At 49.8% G+C, this 18,057-nt stretch carries 16 protein-coding genes; 9 read left to right on the plus strand and 7 right to left on the minus strand.

The genetic code is table 11. The features are described 5' to 3' along the window. Positions 1 to 59: 59 nt before the first annotated feature. Both aspS and ACXAFI_RS15550 read right to left on the minus strand, forming a co-directional pair. On the minus strand, positions 60 to 1,838 hold the full coding sequence (aspS, locus tag ACXAFI_RS15545; protein ID WP_475109536.1) for an aspartate--tRNA ligase: 1,779 nt from the start codon (positions 1,836 to 1,838) through the stop codon (positions 60 to 62). 77 nt (positions 1,839 to 1,915) lie between these two features. Further along, positions 1,916 to 2,182, minus strand: a complete 267-nt coding sequence (locus ACXAFI_RS15550; protein ID WP_444921081.1) for an FmdB family zinc ribbon protein — start codon at positions 2,180 to 2,182, stop codon at positions 1,916 to 1,918. Positions 2,183 to 2,470: 288 nt separating this feature from the next. Between ACXAFI_RS15550 and ACXAFI_RS15555 the strand changes: the two genes are divergently transcribed. The 5 genes from ACXAFI_RS15555 to ACXAFI_RS15575 all read left to right on the plus strand — a co-directional run bounded on the left by ACXAFI_RS15555 (position 2,471) and on the right by ACXAFI_RS15575 (position 7,715). Next, positions 2,471 to 2,878: an HU family DNA-binding protein gene (locus tag ACXAFI_RS15555; protein WP_152451543.1), complete on the plus strand. Its 408-nt coding sequence runs from the start codon at positions 2,471 to 2,473 to the stop codon at positions 2,876 to 2,878. 255 nt (positions 2,879 to 3,133) lie between these two features. Beyond that, positions 3,134 to 4,864 carry a proline--tRNA ligase gene (locus tag ACXAFI_RS15560; protein ID WP_475109537.1) on the plus strand — a complete coding sequence of 577 codons (1,731 nt, stop codon included), beginning with the start codon at positions 3,134 to 3,136 and terminating at the stop codon, positions 4,862 to 4,864. A gap of 187 nt (positions 4,865 to 5,051) precedes the next feature. Next, on the plus strand, positions 5,052 to 5,618 hold the full coding sequence (locus ACXAFI_RS15565) for a lytic transglycosylase domain-containing protein (protein WP_444921079.1): 567 nt from the start codon (positions 5,052 to 5,054) through the stop codon (positions 5,616 to 5,618). A gap of 3 nt (positions 5,619 to 5,621) precedes the next feature. Next, the gene (locus ACXAFI_RS15570) at positions 5,622 to 6,689 is read left to right on the plus strand and encodes a helix-turn-helix transcriptional regulator (RefSeq protein ID WP_475109538.1); all 1,068 of its coding nucleotides are present in this window, start codon (positions 5,622 to 5,624) and stop codon (positions 6,687 to 6,689) included. Between the two features lie 183 nt (positions 6,690 to 6,872). Continuing rightward, positions 6,873 to 7,715, plus strand: a complete 843-nt coding sequence (locus ACXAFI_RS15575; RefSeq protein ID WP_475109539.1) for a sterol desaturase family protein — start codon at positions 6,873 to 6,875, stop codon at positions 7,713 to 7,715. An 18-nt stretch (positions 7,716 to 7,733) separates the two neighbouring features. Here the strand turns inward: ACXAFI_RS15575 and ACXAFI_RS15580 are convergent, their stop codons facing one another. The 4 genes from ACXAFI_RS15580 to ACXAFI_RS15595 all read right to left on the minus strand — a co-directional run bounded on the left by ACXAFI_RS15580 (position 7,734) and on the right by ACXAFI_RS15595 (position 11,714). Beyond that, complete coding sequence (locus tag ACXAFI_RS15580; RefSeq protein WP_475109540.1) at positions 7,734 to 8,687, minus strand: AEC family transporter; 954 nt, start codon at positions 8,685 to 8,687, stop codon at positions 7,734 to 7,736. 162 nt (positions 8,688 to 8,849) lie between these two features. Beyond that, positions 8,850 to 9,314: a DUF4345 family protein gene (locus ACXAFI_RS15585; protein WP_475109541.1), complete on the minus strand. Its 465-nt coding sequence runs from the start codon at positions 9,312 to 9,314 to the stop codon at positions 8,850 to 8,852. Between the two features lie 579 nt (positions 9,315 to 9,893). Next, entirely contained in the window at positions 9,894 to 10,370 is a 477-nt protein-coding gene (locus ACXAFI_RS15590; protein WP_226644702.1) for an Lrp/AsnC family transcriptional regulator, read from the minus strand. A gap of 135 nt (positions 10,371 to 10,505) precedes the next feature. Further along, positions 10,506 to 11,714, minus strand: a complete 1,209-nt coding sequence (locus ACXAFI_RS15595) for a pyridoxal phosphate-dependent aminotransferase (RefSeq protein ID WP_475109542.1) — start codon at positions 11,712 to 11,714, stop codon at positions 10,506 to 10,508. Positions 11,715 to 12,301: 587 nt separating this feature from the next. Here ACXAFI_RS15595 and ACXAFI_RS15600 point away from each other — a divergent pair. The 3 genes from ACXAFI_RS15600 to ACXAFI_RS15610 all read left to right on the plus strand — a co-directional run bounded on the left by ACXAFI_RS15600 (position 12,302) and on the right by ACXAFI_RS15610 (position 15,085). Next, a complete protein-coding gene (locus ACXAFI_RS15600) occupies positions 12,302 to 13,309 on the plus strand; it encodes a S41 family peptidase (protein WP_475109543.1) in 1,008 nt (335 codons plus the stop codon). Between the two features lie 73 nt (positions 13,310 to 13,382). After that, positions 13,383 to 14,093, plus strand: coding sequence for an aspartate/glutamate racemase family protein (locus ACXAFI_RS15605; protein WP_475109544.1), 711 nt, complete (start codon positions 13,383 to 13,385; stop codon positions 14,091 to 14,093). Between the two features lie 59 nt (positions 14,094 to 14,152). Beyond that, positions 14,153 to 15,085: a DUF4124 domain-containing protein gene (locus ACXAFI_RS15610; protein WP_475109545.1), complete on the plus strand. Its 933-nt coding sequence runs from the start codon at positions 14,153 to 14,155 to the stop codon at positions 15,083 to 15,085. 191 nt (positions 15,086 to 15,276) lie between these two features. Here ACXAFI_RS15610 and ACXAFI_RS15615 read toward each other — a convergent pair whose 3' ends face one another. Beyond that, positions 15,277 to 15,717 carry a YqaA family protein gene (locus tag ACXAFI_RS15615; protein ID WP_475109546.1) on the minus strand — a complete coding sequence of 147 codons (441 nt, stop codon included), beginning with the start codon at positions 15,715 to 15,717 and terminating at the stop codon, positions 15,277 to 15,279. Between the two features lie 386 nt (positions 15,718 to 16,103). Here ACXAFI_RS15615 and ACXAFI_RS15620 point away from each other — a divergent pair, with 386 nt between their 5' ends. After that, positions 16,104 to 17,819, plus strand: coding sequence for a mechanosensitive ion channel domain-containing protein (locus ACXAFI_RS15620; protein WP_475109547.1), 1,716 nt, complete (start codon positions 16,104 to 16,106; stop codon positions 17,817 to 17,819). Positions 17,820 to 18,057 lie beyond the last annotated feature (238 nt).

Below are 18,057 nucleotides of genomic sequence, written 5' to 3' on the forward strand. Positions count from 1 at the left end.
AGCGATATGCCCATCACCACGATTTGATGGGCTCGCTTCGCCCGGCCCATCGGGGAAAATTAGCTAATTTTTTCTTCTTTCTGGCGCAGGCGAATACTCAACTCGCGCAGCTGCTTGGCATCCACAGCGCCCGGAGCATCTGTCATCACACAGGCGGCACTCTGGGTTTTGGGGAAGGCGATCACATCGCGAATGGAATCGCTGCCGGTCATCAGCATCACCAGTCGATCCAGGCCAAAGGCCAGGCCACCGTGGGGCGGAGCACCGTACTTCAAGGCATCCAGCAGGAAGCCAAACTTCTCGCGCTGCTCTTCTTCATCGATACCGAGAATACGGAATACCGCTTGCTGCATCACCTGATCGTGAATACGCACAGAACCGCCGCCCAGCTCGGTGCCGTTCAGCACCATATCGTAAGCCCGCGACAATGCGCCCAGCGGGTTCTGCTCCAGCTCTTCAGGGCTACAGGAAGGCGCGGTGAACGGGTGGTGCAGTGCGGTGAGGCTGCCGTCGTCGTTTTCCTCGAACATCGGGAAGGCCACGACCCATAGAGGCGCCCACTCGCTGGTGTACAGATTGAGGTCCTCACCCAGCTTGCAACGCAGTGCACCCAGGGCTTCGGAAACAATCTTGGCGGTATCGGAGCCAAAGAAGATGACGTCGTCATTTTCCGCCTGCAGGCGATCGAGAATCGCTGCGCGAGTTTCCAGCGGCAGGAATTTTACGATGGGAGATTGGAGGCCATTCTGCAGATCGGAACGATCGTTGACCTTGATATAGGCCAGGCCTTTGGCGCCATAGATGCCAACAAATTTGCCGTAGTCATCCAGCTGCTTGCGTGTCAATTTCTTACAACCACCCGGCACCTTGATTGCTGCCACCCGCCCCTTGGGGTCGTTGGCGGGACCGGAGAATACTTTGAAATCCACTTCGGTCATCAGGTCCTTGATCTCTACCATTTCCAGCGGAATACGCAGGTCCGGCTTGTCGGAACCGTAACGCAACATGGCCTGGTAGTGGGTCATGCGCGGGAATTCACCCAGCTCAATCCCCTTCAATTCCTTAAACAGCTTGCGCACCATGCCCTCGGTGATCGCCATGATCTCCTCCTCGTCGAGGAAAGAGGTCTCGATGTCGATCTGGGTGAATTCCGGCTGGCGGTCGGCGCGCAGGTCTTCATCGCGGAAACACTTGGCGATCTGGTAGTAGCGGTCGAAACCGGACACCATCAACAGCTGTTTAAACAGCTGCGGAGACTGTGGCAGGGCGAAGAATTTGCCCTCGTGGGTGCGGCTCGGTACCAAATAATCGCGCGCACCTTCTGGGGTGGCGCGGGTCAGGATCGGGGTCTCGATATCGAGAAAACCGTGCTCGTCCAGATAATTGCGGATCGCCGTGGTCAACTTGGAACGGAAATACAGATTGTTCTGCATTTCATTGCGGCGCAAATCCAGGTAGCGGTATTTGAGGCGTACGTCCTCACCCACTGCAGTGTGCTCATCCAGCTGGAAAGGCACCGTCTCGGCGGTATTGAGAATTTCCAGCTCGGTGCCGTACACCTCGACTTCACCGGTCACCATATTCGGGTTGAGGGCTTCGGGGGCGCGGGCGCGCACACGGCCGGTCACCTTGAGGACATATTCGCTGCGCACGCGATCGGCCATTTCGAAGTGCTCGGCCGCATCCGGATCGAATACCACCTGAACAATACCCTCGCGGTCGCGTAGGTCGATAAAGATTACACCGCCGTGATCGCGGCGGCGGTCGACCCAGCCACAGAGGGTTACTACACGGTCTATGTCCGCGGAACGAAGGACGCCACAGTAGTCGCTGCGCATGGATGAAAATTCCCGTTATCGATAGGTAAAAAGGTTAAATAGAGAGTACACCGCACTGGCGGCTCCGCACAGCGGGTTTAAGCCGTCTTCGCCGCCTTTGCAGGTTGGCTATTTTTGGCCTTGGAGCCATTGGCGGCATCGCCGGCAAGATTTTTCTTGCTGCCAGTCTTAAAGTCAGTCTCGTACCAGCCGCCGCCCTTGAGGCGGAATCCCGCTGCTGAAATCTTCTTTTGCAGCTCGGCCTTATCGCAGGCCGGACAGTCTTTGAGCGGATCATCGCTCATGCGTTGCAGGGCCTCCATCTCGTGGCCACAGGCATTGCACTGGTATTCATAGATCGGCATGACTTAGTACCCGATGCTGGAAAAAGGGGGACAGAGTATACATGAGCCCCCCAAAGGGAAGAAGCAGACACACCCTTTTAGCCTTTGTAGAAGGGGTTTGGGATCTCAAATTGGGTAAGAAGTAAGGAAAAAGCACTATTTTTCTAGTATTTTCCCGTGCGGCCAAACAAAAACTATATATACTTCCCCCCATCACCCGCTGAGACGCCGTTTTGTGGATGCAGCGCAGCGGGAGACCGAACACATTTTTACCGGATATACACCGAACAACAAAGAAGGAAGTAAGCCATGGCAATTGCCAAGAAAGCTGCCAGCAAAACCGCTGCCGCCAAGAAGGCTCCAGCAAAAAAAGCCGCTGCCGCTCCAGCCAAGAAAGTAAAAGCGATCAAAGATAAGTTCACCAAAACCCAGATGCTGAACCAGATCGCGGAAAATACTGAGCTGTCCCGCAAGCAAGTTCAGTCTGTTCTGGACGAGCTGAGCGATATCATCGAAGGCCACATCAAGAAGCGCGCTGTAGGCGAGTTCTCCCTGCCGGGCCTGATGAAAATCACCACTGTGAAGAAGCCGGCTAAAAAAGCCCGCAAAGGCATCAACCCCTTCACCGGTGAAGAAACTGTGTTCAAGGCGAAGCCCGCCAGCATCCAGGTAAAAATTCGCCCGCTGAAGAAGCTGAAGGAAATGGCAGAGTCCTAAGACTCTCCTGCCCCAGGCATAAAACCCCGCAACTGCGGGGTTTTTTATAGGCCGCAAACACTATTTTCTGGTGGCCTTAGGCCCGCTTCTATGTACCCGCTACAAAGTCTTTTCATCTCCTTATTCTCTGTTTCAGCAGGGTGTCACTTCCACACAAATAACAGAGCCCTGACGGGAAGCTATCCGGCAATATTTATTAGCGAGTGAATAGCGTAAAATAACCAGCTTACCGATAATTGAACCCAGTTTATTCCTATGCGCGCATCCCGTTACCTCATCGCAACCCAAAAAGAAACGCCCAACGACGCGGTAGTAATCAGCCACCAGCTGATGCTGCGTGCGGGTATGATCCGACGCCTTTCCTCCGGCCTCTACACCTGGCTGCCCACCGGCCTGCGCGTACTGCGCAAAGTAGAGCGTATTGTGCGCGAGGAAATGAACAATGCCGGTTCCCTGGAAGTGCTGATGCCGGTGGTGCAGCCGGCGGAACTCTGGGAGGAATCCGGCCGTTGGCAGCAGTACGGCCCTGAACTGCTGCGCATCCAGGACCGCCACAACAATGATTTCTGCCTGGGCCCAACCCACGAGGAAGTGATCACCGATTTGATCCGCAACGAGATCAAAAGCTATAAGCAGCTGCCGGCCAATTTCTACCAGGTACAGACAAAATTCCGCGACGAAATTCGTCCGCGCTTCGGTGTGATGCGCGCGCGTGAGTTCACCATGAAGGATGCCTACTCCTTCCACGTGGATGCGGATTCCCTGCAGGAAACCTACGACATCATGCACGGCGCCTACTGCCGTATCTTCGACCGTATTGGCCTGGATTACCGCCCCGTGCTGGCGGATACCGGCTCTATCGGTGGTTCCAGCTCCCATGAATTCCACGTCCTGGCACAAAGCGGTGAAGACGATATCGCCTTTTCCACCGAGTCCCGTTACGCCGCCAATGTCGAGCTGGCCGAAGCCGTGGCCCCCGCCGGTGAGCGCGCAGCACCCAGCCAGGAGATGCAGGAAGTACACACGCCCGGACAAAAAACCATTGCCGATGTCAGCGGATTCCTAAACAGTGATCCGGCCCACTCGGTAAAAACCCTGATCGTGCTGGGTGAATGCGAAGAGGGTGAAACCGCACCGCTGGTAGCGCTGGTATTACGCGGCGACCACGATCTGAACGAGCTGAAAGCGGAAAAACTGGCCGGCATCGCCAGCCCGTTGCAATTCGCCCCAGAGCAGCGCATCGCCGAAGAACTGGGCTGCAATATCGGTTCTTTAGGCCCCGTCGGCATGAAGGTCGAAACCATTGTGGACAGAGCCGCGGCGCACCTGGCGGACTTTATCTGTGGCGCCAACCGCGATGATTACCACTTCACCGGTGTGAACTGGGATCGCGACGTGGAACTCGGCCGCGTTGAAGACCTGCGCAATGTCGTTGCCGGCGACGCCAGCCCCGATGGCCAGGGCACCCTGGAAATCAAACGCGGTATTGAGGTCGGCCATATTTTCCAACTGGGTGACAAGTACAGCCGCGCCATGAACGCCACCGTACTCGATGAGAACGGCAAGGAACAGGTTATGCCCATGGGCTGTTACGGCATCGGTGTATCCCGTATTGTCGCCGCTGCTATCGAGCAAAACCACGACGACTCCGGCATTATCTGGCCTGATGCCATAGCGCCCTTCCAGCTGGCAATTGTGCCCATCAATATGCACAAGAGCGATGTGGTGCGGGAAAAATGTGAACACCTGTACGAATCCCTGCGCAGCAAAGGCGTTGATGTTCTGCTCATGGATGAAGCCAAGGCTCGCCTGGGCGGCATGCTCGCAGATATCGAGCTGATCGGTATCCCCCACCGCATCGTCATCGGCGACCGCGGCCTGGAGAAAGGCATTGTGGAATACAAGGGCCGCGCCGATGCGGAAAGCCAGGAGTTTGCGGTATCGCAATTGGAAGAAGTACTGCTGGAAAAGTTTGGCAAGCGCTGATCTGGCGATGAGATAGGTAATTTTTTATCTATCTCAAAACCCTCCCGCTGAAATACCAACACAGCAGCCTAAGTTCGTTGGTATTTCACAGCCCCATTCGATCCAGACACACCTCCCTGTACAGATTTGAGCAAAAGGTCCATAAAAGGCGCTACCCAATCTCCTTGGATCTCGTAAAATTCCCTGCATGATAAGAAAAGCTATAACTGCACTGGGACTCAGCCTGATCTGTTGCAGTGCGATATCCCAGGCCAACACCAAGCAAGTTGATCCAGAGCTGCGGCTCGCCCTGCGCGAGGCCATCACTCAGGCGGACAGCTTTGCCGATCGCTTTGATGCGGAGGTGTGGCTGATGTCAAAATCCCAGCCCCTGGCACGCTATATCAAAGACCCGAAAAGACGCATGCATGTCCTAAAGGCAGTGCATCGCGAGGCGACCCGAGCGGGGTTGCGCCCGGAAATTGTTCTGGCGGTAATCCAGATCGAAAGTGCCTTTAACCCCTACGCGGTCTCTCGAGTAGGGGCTCAGGGTATGATGCAGGTAATGCCATTTTGGAAAAAAGAAATCGGCCGCCCCGATGACAACCTAATCGATATGGATACCAATCTGCGCTACGGCTGCACCATTCTCAAACACTACATCAAAAAGGCCAAAGGTAACCTGGCCAACGCCCTCGCCTATTACAACGGCAGCTATGGCCGCCATACCTATAGCAGCAAGGTCCTGGATGCCTGGGCCAGCCGCTGGAGATAGGCCGTGACCTCCGGCTATTTATTTTTTTCTGGCGGTGCCTGCGCTCTGCTATTACTGGCTGCGACCAAGGTTTCCGTCAGTCACCGGCGACTCGCTGCAGGGCGCTGGCTGATATTGGTTTTAATCGGTGTAATTTGCTATCTGCTACTGCCAACGCTCCCCCCTCTTACCGGGTTAATGGCGCTGCTGATTCATCTACCGGTGATCCTGGTGCCCGCCGCCTTCTGGTTGTTTACCCACCTACTCTGTCGCGAGGAAGAGCCCTTCCCGCATTGGGGTTGGGTTCCTATCTGCCTCTCCATCACCTTTAGTATTGCCGCCAATCACGCGCCAATCTCACTAAGCCCCAGTGCCGAGGAAGTCTTTTTTAACTTGTCCCAATTCACCCGCCTGGGCCTGATCGGCCTTGGCATGCTCACCCTGTTGGGGCAGTTTCAATCGGATTTGGTGGCGGAACGCCGCCGCCTACGGGCCATACTGTTGATCGCTGTAGGTACCTATATGCTGATCGTCATTAGCGCCGAATCCCTGTTTGCCTATCGCCCCGTCCCCAATGGCGTGCCAACCCTGCATGCCCTACTCGCCAGCTTACTATCTCTGGCGGCCTGTTTATGGCTACTGGCACTGTCACCCAGCGCCTTAGGCGACTCTCTACCAAGACCACCAACGGATATCCCCACAGAGGAAATCCCACCTCCGACACCTGTGCCAACCCTGGATGAACAGCAACAGGCGCAACTGATTAAATTACAGACGCATATGCAAGGTGGCGGCTATCGACACACGGGGCTAACTATTCGCGAACTAGCGGAGCAGCTAAGTACCCGTGAGCACCTGTTGCGTACCCTAATCAACCGCCATTTGGGCTATCGCAACTTCAACGAATATCTCAATCAATTTCGCATCGATGAGGCCAGCGCCCGCCTGGCCGACCCGGAACAGGCGCATCTGCCAGTGCTGACCATCGCCCTGGATATTGGCTACCGATCACTCAGCCCTTTCAATGCCGCCTTTAAGCGCCGCCATAACCAGACCCCGACTGAATACCGCCGCGACAAACTGCCCGCCTGAATGGGCAGCGGTTCGGAATTCGTCAGCATTATTTCGCTTTCCGCAAGCCACCATCAGTAAATCTCTCCAGACTGGGAACACTAGTGCACCAGCTAGCCATGCGAGTAGCACCTAGAATCCCAATAGACTCTGGATACCCAGTGCCTCCTCCTGACTGCGCCAACGAAATGGATGGTGAAAAATATGGAATTCCTCGCGGATGTGGCTCATTACGGAACCACCCACTTTAAATTGACCTTATTTCGCTATGTATTGGCCGCATCTGTAATGAGTATCTGTGCAAGCTGGCTGTTTCGCGCCTGGATGAATCGGCGACGCATCCAGAAGCGCCGAGCGAGCTGGGGGGATATACGCCGGGAAGTGAGCTACTCCATGCTGACTGTCTGCATTTTTACCCTGTTCGGTATCAGCATAAATTTGCTACAGGATATGGGGATCGCCAAGCTGTACTGGAATTGGAGTGATTACCCACTGTGGTGGGGCATCCTGAGCCTGCCCGTAGTTATTCTGCTGCATGACGCTTACTTCTACTGGACCCACCGGGCAATGCATCACCCTAAGCTGTTTAAGCACTTCCACAAGCTACACCATATGTCGCGAACCCCTACCCCCTGGACAGCCTATAGCTTTTCCGTGGGTGAAATTTTTATCAACGGGCTCTTTTCGCCACTAATTGCTCTGACAATCCCATTGCACCCAAGTATCTGGCTTAGCTTCCTTTTCATTATGATTTTCCGCAATGCCATGCTGCATACAGGGCGGGAGTTCCACCCGCGTGGCTGGGTAGACTGTGTTCTGGATAACATGACCACCACCACCCATCACGATCTGCACCACCAGCGCTTCCAGGGCAATTACGGTTTTTACTTCACCTGGTGGGACCGATTAATGGGCACGGAATTTAAGGATTACAAACAAGTATTTCGTCAAGCTGTAGACGGCAAACTACACGGTGGGCAACCAATGGAAACTGATAAAGTGGAGCTGAACCCCAGCGATAGCAGCTCCGGGAAAATTACCGCTTGATCAGTTAGCTTACTTAAATCACTGGCTTTCAAAGTAGAGTGTCAAAGGCAGTGTTATCAGGCTGATAAAGGAGGTGGCGACCACCATAGCCGAAGCAACCCCTCCATCACATCCATAGCGCTTCGCCAGTACGGCGGCAATGGCCCCAGAGGGCATTGCCGCCTGCAAAACCAATAGCTCTCTCTCGATATGTGGCAACTTAATTGGCATTGCCAGAGCCCATGCCACCATAGGCTCTGCCACTAACTTTAACAGGACGACCACCAGGATCAGGCCCGCCAGTTGACGCACGGCGATAGGGCGCAAGGCCAGACCGATACTAAATGCCACCAGCACTATCAAGGATTGTCCGGAAATCCGTAATATATCCTCCAGCAGCTGCACGGTAACATTCCCCTGAGGCAGGCCAAATAGGGAAATAACCGTGCCTAAAACCATCGTGATAAAAATAGGCGACACGAAAAAAGGTTTACAAGCCTGCCAGACATTGGCCTGCTCATCTTCATCCCGCCCGAAATAAATAGCCACTGCAACACCGATAGTGAATACCGACAGGAGTGCACCATATTCACCAATGAGGACACTATCTCGCATTACCAGAGGGTCATCATGAAAAACCCGGCGAATGAGCGAGAGCCCTAAGGTGGAAGAGCCGCCAAAACCTGCAACCAGAACAATGGAGCCGAGGGTCTTTCGTCCCAGCCCCATCAATTTGCCCACAATCCAGGCAGGTACCATGATTGCGATACTGACAATAAACAGGGCGAGAGCTGGAAGAAGAGCCTGAGAGGAAAAAGGGACTTTAATCAGGCTGTGTAAAATCACCGCAGGCAGTGCAAAGTCTGTTGCCAGGCGTCCAAAAACCCCCTGCTCCGCCACAAGAATCACCCCGCGACTGCGCAGCCAAATCGCGCAGGCACAGAGCGAAACCAGGATAACCAGAGCTTCCACCAAACTTTGGAATTGAGACATTACCCATATCCATCAGTGACATGATGCGGCAAACACCAGGCCAGTGCCTTAGAGCACAGACCGAACTTCTCTCAGTATTAACGCGAAAAGTAAGAACCGCTCACCGACGAAAGTCACCAGTTAACAGAAATAAGGGGCAACTCAGTATTTGGCAGGTTTGGATTAATGTCCGTGTTGCAGGGGGAGCCAACGGGATTCCCGATAGCAGTAGAGCCCCCAAAGCACCATAACCACTTCCAGGGCAAAGAACAGCAAATTGCGCTCATCAAAGCTACTGCTAGCAAACATGCCAAAGAGGCGGCCAGCCGCAAATCCAATATAGGAGATCGCAAGAGAAGCATAAGCCGCCCGACGATGGGGGCGCATGGCCAGGGCTACGAGCAGGAGTACGGCTATCGCCAACATAAAGCCGGCATAAGTTGCGAGAAATTCAGGTACCGCAGCGGGGGAGGAAAAGGTAAAACCGATGGCCGCGGCAAAAGGCTCCGGGTTAAACAGGGCCCCGAGGCCTATAGACGCAAAAACCAACAAATTGAGAGTCAGGTAGACCCGCCCTAAATATTTCAACTGCCACTCCCCTGCACCGGCGATGATTACCAGCCCCTGAATAGCAGCCTTTCCAACCACAGTCGCTGCATAGAAGCCTGTCTAAAGTATATATGAGGTTGCAGCCGCCACTCTTCCAATTGAGCCACCAACTTCACAAAATGGGCAGAAAAGGGAGGTAAGTCCACTATATTCCCCTCCATTGCATGCTTTCAGCCCATTGGTAGCCGGGTCTATTTGAAAGAGCGCTCCACAGTGAATGACTAAAACACTAGGGAAATCCATCAGATAGCCTGTACTGAGTCTTCCTTGCTAACAGAAGACGCCACAACTAACACGCTTGTACAAGAACGCGAGACTGACCGCAATAAAATTGTCATATTCAAGGTGCTAATTGAGTAACTCTCCGCAATCTTTACTCAGCATGGGGGTCACTCACACTCGATTAACCAACAATGATTCCAACCAGGCCATAGGGAAAAGCAGAGACAGTGAGAAAGGGGTTATAGGGTGAAAAAGACTTGGTGGAAGTAGGCCTCCACAAAGAGCTAAAACTACTTCTTTAGAGCTCCACATCAGTAATTGCTACTGTGGAAGTCACCTTTGCATGGCAGGGGAATCGGCAGTGGTTTACTTCATTCTCCACTGCCAATTCAGGTGCTAGTCCTGAAAGAGCAGCTCCAGGGGATAGCCGGTAAAAGGCTTGGTTTTCTCGATCACCAAATGCGAAGTCATGCGCGAGATGGCCGCCTCCTCATTTGCCAACAGCTGTTCAGAGACCCGGTTGAAGTCCGCCGCATCAGGGCAAATAAAACGCAGCATATAGTCGAACTCGCCGGACATCTTCACGCAGGAAACGATCTGGGGGATATCACTGATAATCCGCCGGAAATTTTCACTGGTGCGCGCATCCTGGCGCTTCAGGGCCACATTCACATAAAACTCAGCGTGGCGCACCTTGTCCAGGTTGATCTCGGCGAGGAACTCACGGATATAGCGCTCACTGGTCAGGCGCTTCACCCGAGCCAGGCAAGCGCTCTCCGACAAGCCAATTTGTTCACTCAAATTCAGGTTGCTAATACGGGCGTTGGTTTGCAGAGCCTGCAAAATACGCAAATTATGCCGGTCAATTTTCACGGAACTGATTTCTTTTGAATCTGAAAGGAGGCAAGGATAGCGGTATTCGCCGGAGGCTGAAACACTACAGCCCCCGAAGATGAAAAAGCCAGCTCCCCTTTTACACTGCCCGGGAACTGACCACCGCTACCTGGGTTAACTAGCCTGGCGGTTAGCGCAGGTGACGAATCGTTCGATTCTATCCAGAGCGCGTGACAACTCAGCCTCATCGGCTGCGAGCGTCAGGCGCACATGATTCACCGCACTCTCGCCAAAAGGCGCCCCTGGCAAAACCGATACCCGCTCAGCCTCCAGAAGAGCCTCGGCGAATTCCTGACCGGAGCTGGCCACCTCAGAAACATTGACCATCACAAACATACCCGCATCCGGGCTGTAACAGCCAAGCCCCGGAATCTTGCCAATTCGTTCAACAATCAGATTACGGCGACGTTCATAGGCATCACGCATCTGTTTCACGAAATAGGAATCGAACTCCAAAGCGAATGCCGCTGCCTCCTGGATAAACTGAGGGCAGCCGAAGATAGTGGCCCCAGCGAATGCCGCAAGGCGATCTACTAGGGGTCCACGGGCTACCGCCCAGCCCAAGCGCCAGCCACTCATAGCATGAGACTTGGACAGGCCATCAATCACCACAATATTGTCCAGAGACTCGGCAGCGGTACGCAGGGAGGTGTGACGGCGCGCGAAAGTGATCATGGAGTACATTTCATCACACACTAACCAGATATCGCGCTCGCGGCAAAAAGCAGCAAGTTCGCGCAGCTGCTCTGGGGTTGCCATAGCACCGGTGGGATTGACCGGAGTATTGATCATCACCACGCGGGTCTCTTCAGTGACCGCCGCCTTAATGGCTTCTACATCGAAAGCAAAATTCTGCTCCGCCGGGCAGGTCACACGCTTCACTGACAACCTGAGACTGTCGCAGATGGGGACATATCCGATATACATCGGTTCCGGGATCACAATCTCCTCACCTGGATTCAACAGGCAGGAAAGTACCGCGTAGATAGCATTGGTACCGCCGGGAAATACCACAACATCATCGGGATTACAGGGGTGGGGTGATACCTTACTCTCGATATCCGCAATGGCTCGGCGCAACACCGGCTCACCGGCCGCGGGGGAGTAATGCGTGCGCCCTACACCCAAGCGAGCACGAGCAAAATCCAGAATTGGCTCCGGTGTATCGAAATTGGGGTCCCCCACACAGAGGAAAATAACGTCCTCCCCCTTATCGGCAAGCTCATGGGCCCGGTCGCTGACGGCCCAGACGTTGGAATCCTCACAGTTCAGAGCTTCACTTTGCAAGCTGAATTGGGGGGTAAAATCTGTCACGTGTTTCACTATTTATCTGCCATTTATGCCCGCTAAGGTAGCAACCATCTAAGTAATCTATGGCGATATATCGGCATGTATTTCGCATTACTCAGGAGTTTCCATAGTCATAACCGCAGAAAATTCTGTGGACACTTGCCTTCAGTGAACCTGCCTATAGAAGGCCAAAATAAGGTGCTTGGAAGAACCTCATCAAGATTTCTAGGGAATTCGGGGGAGCTAAATGGGGACCAGTCTCTCTGGGATAACAATGTGACTATAAGGTCAGGATATTCTGAGGACCCTATCATCCAATGGGGCCATTAAGATTCACGCTAGGATAGCGTCACCGCTTGATAACCTGGCCTCGGTTTAAGGTGCCGCTTAGCCAGCTTTACCAGCCAAAGCTTATCAATGCTGGCAAGCTGTTTTCCCAAGATGACTGATACCAAAGTACAAAAAAATTCCCGATAAAATTTTCTATAAGGTAATAGTTCATATAAAACTGTCGGAACAGCGCCAGTGTTACAGCCCAGACAACTCATAACAACCACCTACACAACCACCTACGGCTTGAGCCCGGGCACTAAAGGACTAATAAAAACGAGTTAATAAAAATGAAAAAACACTTAGCCATTTTGCCACTACTTTTACCAAGCCTCGGCTTCTCTACAACTTTTTCAACAGAGCAAAAAAATACTCTAATTAATAAAGTTGCGCATGAGATTTCAAGACAATATGTACTCCAGGAAAATATTCCCGCAATACGTGAAAGCCTACAAAAAGCCTCGAAATCCGAGACAATGAAACAGGCGGGAACCCCCAAACGGGTTGCCGAAGTGCTTTCAAAAGTACTGGAGAAACATGATAAACATTTTGGTGTACGGTGGTATGATCAAAATACCTCCCAAAGCCAACCAAAACACGAAAACTGGTTCACCAAGCTGGCCCGAAAAAATTCCGGATTTAACCGCATAGAGGTCCTTGAAGGTAATGTTGGCTACATTGATTTTTGGGGCTTCGATCAAGTCAATGATGCATCACGAAAGCGTGTTGAAGCCGCTATGACTTTAGTTGAAAACACTGATGCCCTCATATTCGATCTGAGAAATAATGGAGGCGGTGATGGCAATATGGGTCGTCTGATTAGCAGCTACCTCTTTGACAAGCCGACCCATTTAAACAGTATTTACTGGAAAGCTACGGATAGCACTACTGAATTCTGGACTTTCGAAACCATCAAGGGCAAAAGAATGGTCGATACTCCAGTATTTATTTTGACCAGTAAAGATACCTTCTCCGCCGCAGAATCTTTTGCCTATTACCTAAAGCACCTCAAGCGAGCCACCATTATTGGCGAAACAACCAAAGGAGGCGCGAATCCCTGGCAATTTTTCCAACTAGACGACGGATTCGGAGTGGTAATTCCAATTGCCAAGGCAGTAAACCCAATAACCAAAAGTAACTGGGAAGGCAAAGGAGTCGAACCCGATATAAAAAGTCTCAAGGAGGACGCGTTTAATATTGGTTATCGTCTATCACTTCAACACATACAATCGTCTGCAATCCATCCCGAACTGCTCAAGGAAGTTAAAGAGCAATTAAAACTGGTAGAGACTCACTAAGTTTCATAACGATAAAAGTTAATTCAACAAAAAATAGAGTATTCTTTTTTTACATGAATAATGGAGTGAATAAGTGAAGGACCGCAAAGATATAAAACATATCGGTATCGTTGGCTGCTCCGCTGAGGGAGCAGCCCTTTGCTACAAAACAATTTGTATAGAAAGTGGCAAGTATCTCGGTGAGCATGCCCATCCCGAGGTATCTATGCACACTCATTCACTCGCACGCTATGTGGAATATTTGGATTCCAATGATCTTCAAGGCATTAGCGACTTAATGCTCTCATCCGCGGATAAGCTCAAATCCCAGGGAGCCGACTTTCTTATTTGCCCAGATAACACCATCCACCAAGCCTTTAACTATGTAGAGGAAGGTTCTCCTCTACCCTGGCTGCATATTGCCGACAGTGTTATTGCCGCGGCACAAGTCGAGGGCTATAGGAAGCTGGGCATACTCGGTACCCAGTGGTTGGTTGAGAGTGATGTTTATCCGTCCAGGCTAGAGGGCACAGGCATAGATTGGTTGCGGCCACCCCAGGAGGTCATCGAACGAATTGGATATCTGATAATGAGCGAGCTGGTCAATGGAATAGTTCGAGATGAAACGGTCAAGTACTTTCAAGACAGTATCAGTTACCTCAAACAGGCTGGATGTGACGCAGTGATTCTGGGCTGTACTGAAATACCGCTAATTATCAACGATGGCAATTCAGTACTCCCAACGCTAAACTCCAACCGATTGCTGGCTCAAGCGGCTATCCATAAAGCCATAGCCGCCTCTTAATTCTGCCAGCAGCCATAAGAACTATAGTACCAAGATTAATTAGATATAAGTTTCAAGTAGTGACCTCTTACCTTCCAGCCTTATTAACCACTCTTTTGACTCTAGCTCCCATAAGCGTAACAGCTAAAATCTATAAATGGACAGACGAAAATGGCCAAGTTCACTTTAGTGATAAGAAAATAGAGAGTGTTGAACAAGAGGTTATCATGCCTAGAAACCACACCTCAAGCTGGTCCCGGTATGATATTTCTGTTAAAACCATTGATACCAATCTGAGCAAACAGGAATTAAATAAGATTGTTGCAGACGTAAATCTTGTCTATGAATTTTACGATCGAGTCCTATTTTTCGATTTTTATAAAACAGTCCCCGTAAAGATATTGATACTTAAGGATGAAAAAGCCTATTACGATTATCTAAGAAAACAAACTGGTAGGGAACCTAGTCGTTCGTATGGGAAATACTTATACAAAGGAAACCAGATAGTCGTTTATATTCAGAAAGATAGGGCCAGAACTTTTCGTACCATTAAACACGAAGTCAGCCACGCAATAACAGATACCGTCACACCCTACGCCCAATCCTGGCTGAATGAAGGTTTGGCCGAACAAATGGAAACCCTGTCAAAAGTCGAGGGACAGCTACGAATTACCAGCCACTGGGAAAACTATAAATGGGTAAACCCACCTTTGCGCCATGAGAAACTAATGGATATAGGTACTTTTATTAGGTTATCCAATACAAAGTGGCGTCATGAACAAAGAAATGGGTCAGCCCCATTACAGGCACAGGCGGGACAATTTATTTACTTTCTATTATCAAAACCAACGGGTAAGAGCTTTGTAATCAGACTCATGCATAAGCTTGAGCGCGGAAATCGTACACACTCCTATTACCTGGTCGATAAAGACTACATTGGTGGGATAAAAGGACTGGAAATCAATTGGAGAAACTGGTTAAGAGGGAAAACTGATAAACATATCACCTTTTAGGATCGACATTTCATGAGGCCTGCATACTAGAATTTAGTTTTGCAGAGAAAACAATAAACTAATTGAAATCGCCGGCAGGTGTTCGCAATTTTGTCGATAATCACCACTTTTATTGGTATATTTTTAGGTGTGATTTCGCCATAGCCAAGTGTAAGGGTTCTCGTAGGGAAACAGACTAAAACTCTCCTTATTTAATAAATATTTAACACCATATAGCTTACAACGATGTAGCGCAATAATTTCCCGGCTGTCACCAAGATCAAAAACCACAACAAGGAGATTCTCAATACACCCGCCATAACGGTTAATGGATCTCCAATAATTGGTACCCATGCAAAGCATAAGGAGATCATTCCATATTTAGTAAACCGCTGTTCAGCCCTTACAAACTCGCTTTCAGACATCCTCAGCCATTTCTTTATCACACCCAAGCTTGCCCAATAGCCTAGAGCGTAATTAACCAATGATCCCGCGACATTACCAACAGTTGCCACAAGTACTAACGTAACGGGTGATAGGCCATTGAGCAGCAACGTCGTTAATATAATCTCTGAGCTTACCGGAAGTATTGTTGCGGCCAGAAATGCAGAAATAAAAAGACCGACAACTCCTAGTTCAATTAACTTTCCCATTTAAGAGAATGTCCCCCATTTAACACCAAAACCACCTCAAACAAGGCCTATGTATTTTCTTTTAGGCAAATGATGCAAATTTTTATTTTAGATTATGGAAGTCGCTGGCTCTTCGCTTTCCCCCGAATCACCAGTTCTGACCCGCTAGTCTCAGGCAGTTAATGCAGAGGTGTCACCACAAAGTTGGCATCCACTCCCATAAAGTGAACACTTTATAGACGATTGAGCCAAGCACCTTACATTCCAGTAAGAAGATTCAATATCAAAGTCCTATCAGAAGAAAAAGCTTGCATAACTCCAGAATTCACCGGATTGAATGAAATTTTTACTTAGCTTTAGAAAAATTACATTCTACCTTAAAACGTTATGTCAGTTTTGTCACAAATATGAAGCTTTTGGAAAACTGTGCGCCTAATAACCCCTATTGTTATTGGCATATTTATTGCGAGCAATCTTTAGGATATCAAAATTGGGTACTTAAAATGATGGGCAAAGGCAAATATCAATACAATCACTGGAGCATAAATGATCTCCTCAGGCTTACCTCAGCTACCTTTTTTTCTATCCTGATTGGCTTGTCATCAGCACTATCCAATGCCCAAGCACCTCAGGAAGCTATCAATTTAAAGACAACAGAGTCACATAAAGCGAAAAATACGATTGTTCAACCATCAAATGAGTCTCAAACCGCACCTACTCGGAGCAATAGCACACCAAATGGAGAGGATGCCCTGGTTCAGGAGATAGATCAGCTCATCCAACTTTTGCAGAATCCCGAACGTAGAGCAGTGCTTATCGACAACCTGGAAGAATTACGGGATACGACAGCGGACCAAAAAAATTCTGATCTCCTGAAGATAAGTGATGTTCTGGTAGTAGATGAGTTAGCTACCGAGGTAGTTAAAGACTACACAAAATTTCTGAGTGTGTTTGGATTAACAGCAAATCAAGCGGGCACTTTTTTACTTCTGGGAATATCAATTGTACTACTGCTAGCCATTGTTTTATCTAACAATCTACTCGCTAATTTCATACACAAGAAACTATCTCCTATCAGGAGAAAACTGAGCTTGAACAGTAATCGTTTTGCCCCACTGTTTAGACTACAGCGATGGCTTGGATATTTTCTTGCTGCCCTTCTGGTGATTTATACGGCTTCAGAACTATTCCCTGCTTCTGTGGGCATATTTGTTTCAAAAGATACACTCATCGAATTTGCCGAAATTGCTTTAGCTTTATTTTCTGTATTGGCCATTTTTGTATGCATCTGGGAAATGATCAACGCTGCGACGGAACACTACTTTAATACTCATCGCACTTCCGGCAATGCCCGTATGCGCACACTGATACCCCTTGCGAAAAATATCTTACTGTTTCTCCTTTCAATCATGGGGGTACTCGTACTGCTCTCTGAGTTAGATATCAATGTGATGCCTCTCTTGGCCGGGGCTGGGGTTTTTGGTATTGCCGTAGGGTTTGGCGCCCAAGCCCTGGTGAAAGATTTCCTCACTGGCTTCACCGTGTTGCTGGAAGACCTGCTACAAATTGGCGATATTGTAAAAGTTGGCGGGCGAACCGGTGAGGTAACCAATATCACCTTACGCAAGGTAGAACTCCGCGCATTAAATGGCACCGTATATACCGTTCCATTCAGTGATATATCAGTAGTAGATAACCTAACCAAGCACTTCAGCTATTACATGCTGGAAATTGGGGTTGCCTACCGGGAGAATACCGACGATGTCATTCAATACCTTCATGAGGTAGACAAAGAAATGCGCGAAAGCGATGAATATGGGCCTCTAATTCTGGAACCCCTGGAGGTTTTAGGAGTGGATGCTTTTGCGGACAGTTCCGTTGTAATTAAGGCGAGGACTAAAACCAAGGCCCATGAAAAATGGTATGTAGGTAGGGAGTTCAACCGACGTATCAAATTATTATTTGATAAAAAAGGCGTAGAAATACCTTTCCCACATCAAACACTGTACTTTGGTGAAGATAAAAAGGGTAAAGCGCCAGCAGCACGCATTGAGGTACATGAAGATAACCATAACGAAAAAGTAGAAGGCAAGCAGTCTAAAAAGGAGGTGTCACGTGAGTGAAAATATTCTTCCCCTGAAATAGATAAACAGTGACTTATAGACCGATCTCCGCTAAGAGTGCTTATCCATACTGTTCGGGCAATGGAATTTACTTAGAACTTAGTACCTAGGATAAAGACAAATTATCCTTCTACAATGGAACAAAAGTACTTTCCAATTTATCTACAGCCCGCAAATGTGTGGTTGAGGGAAATTAACACCGGATAAGAATGAACGCTCTTTTCAGCCATCTAGCTTT

This window comes from Microbulbifer sp. ABH2_005, assembly GCF_056160005.1.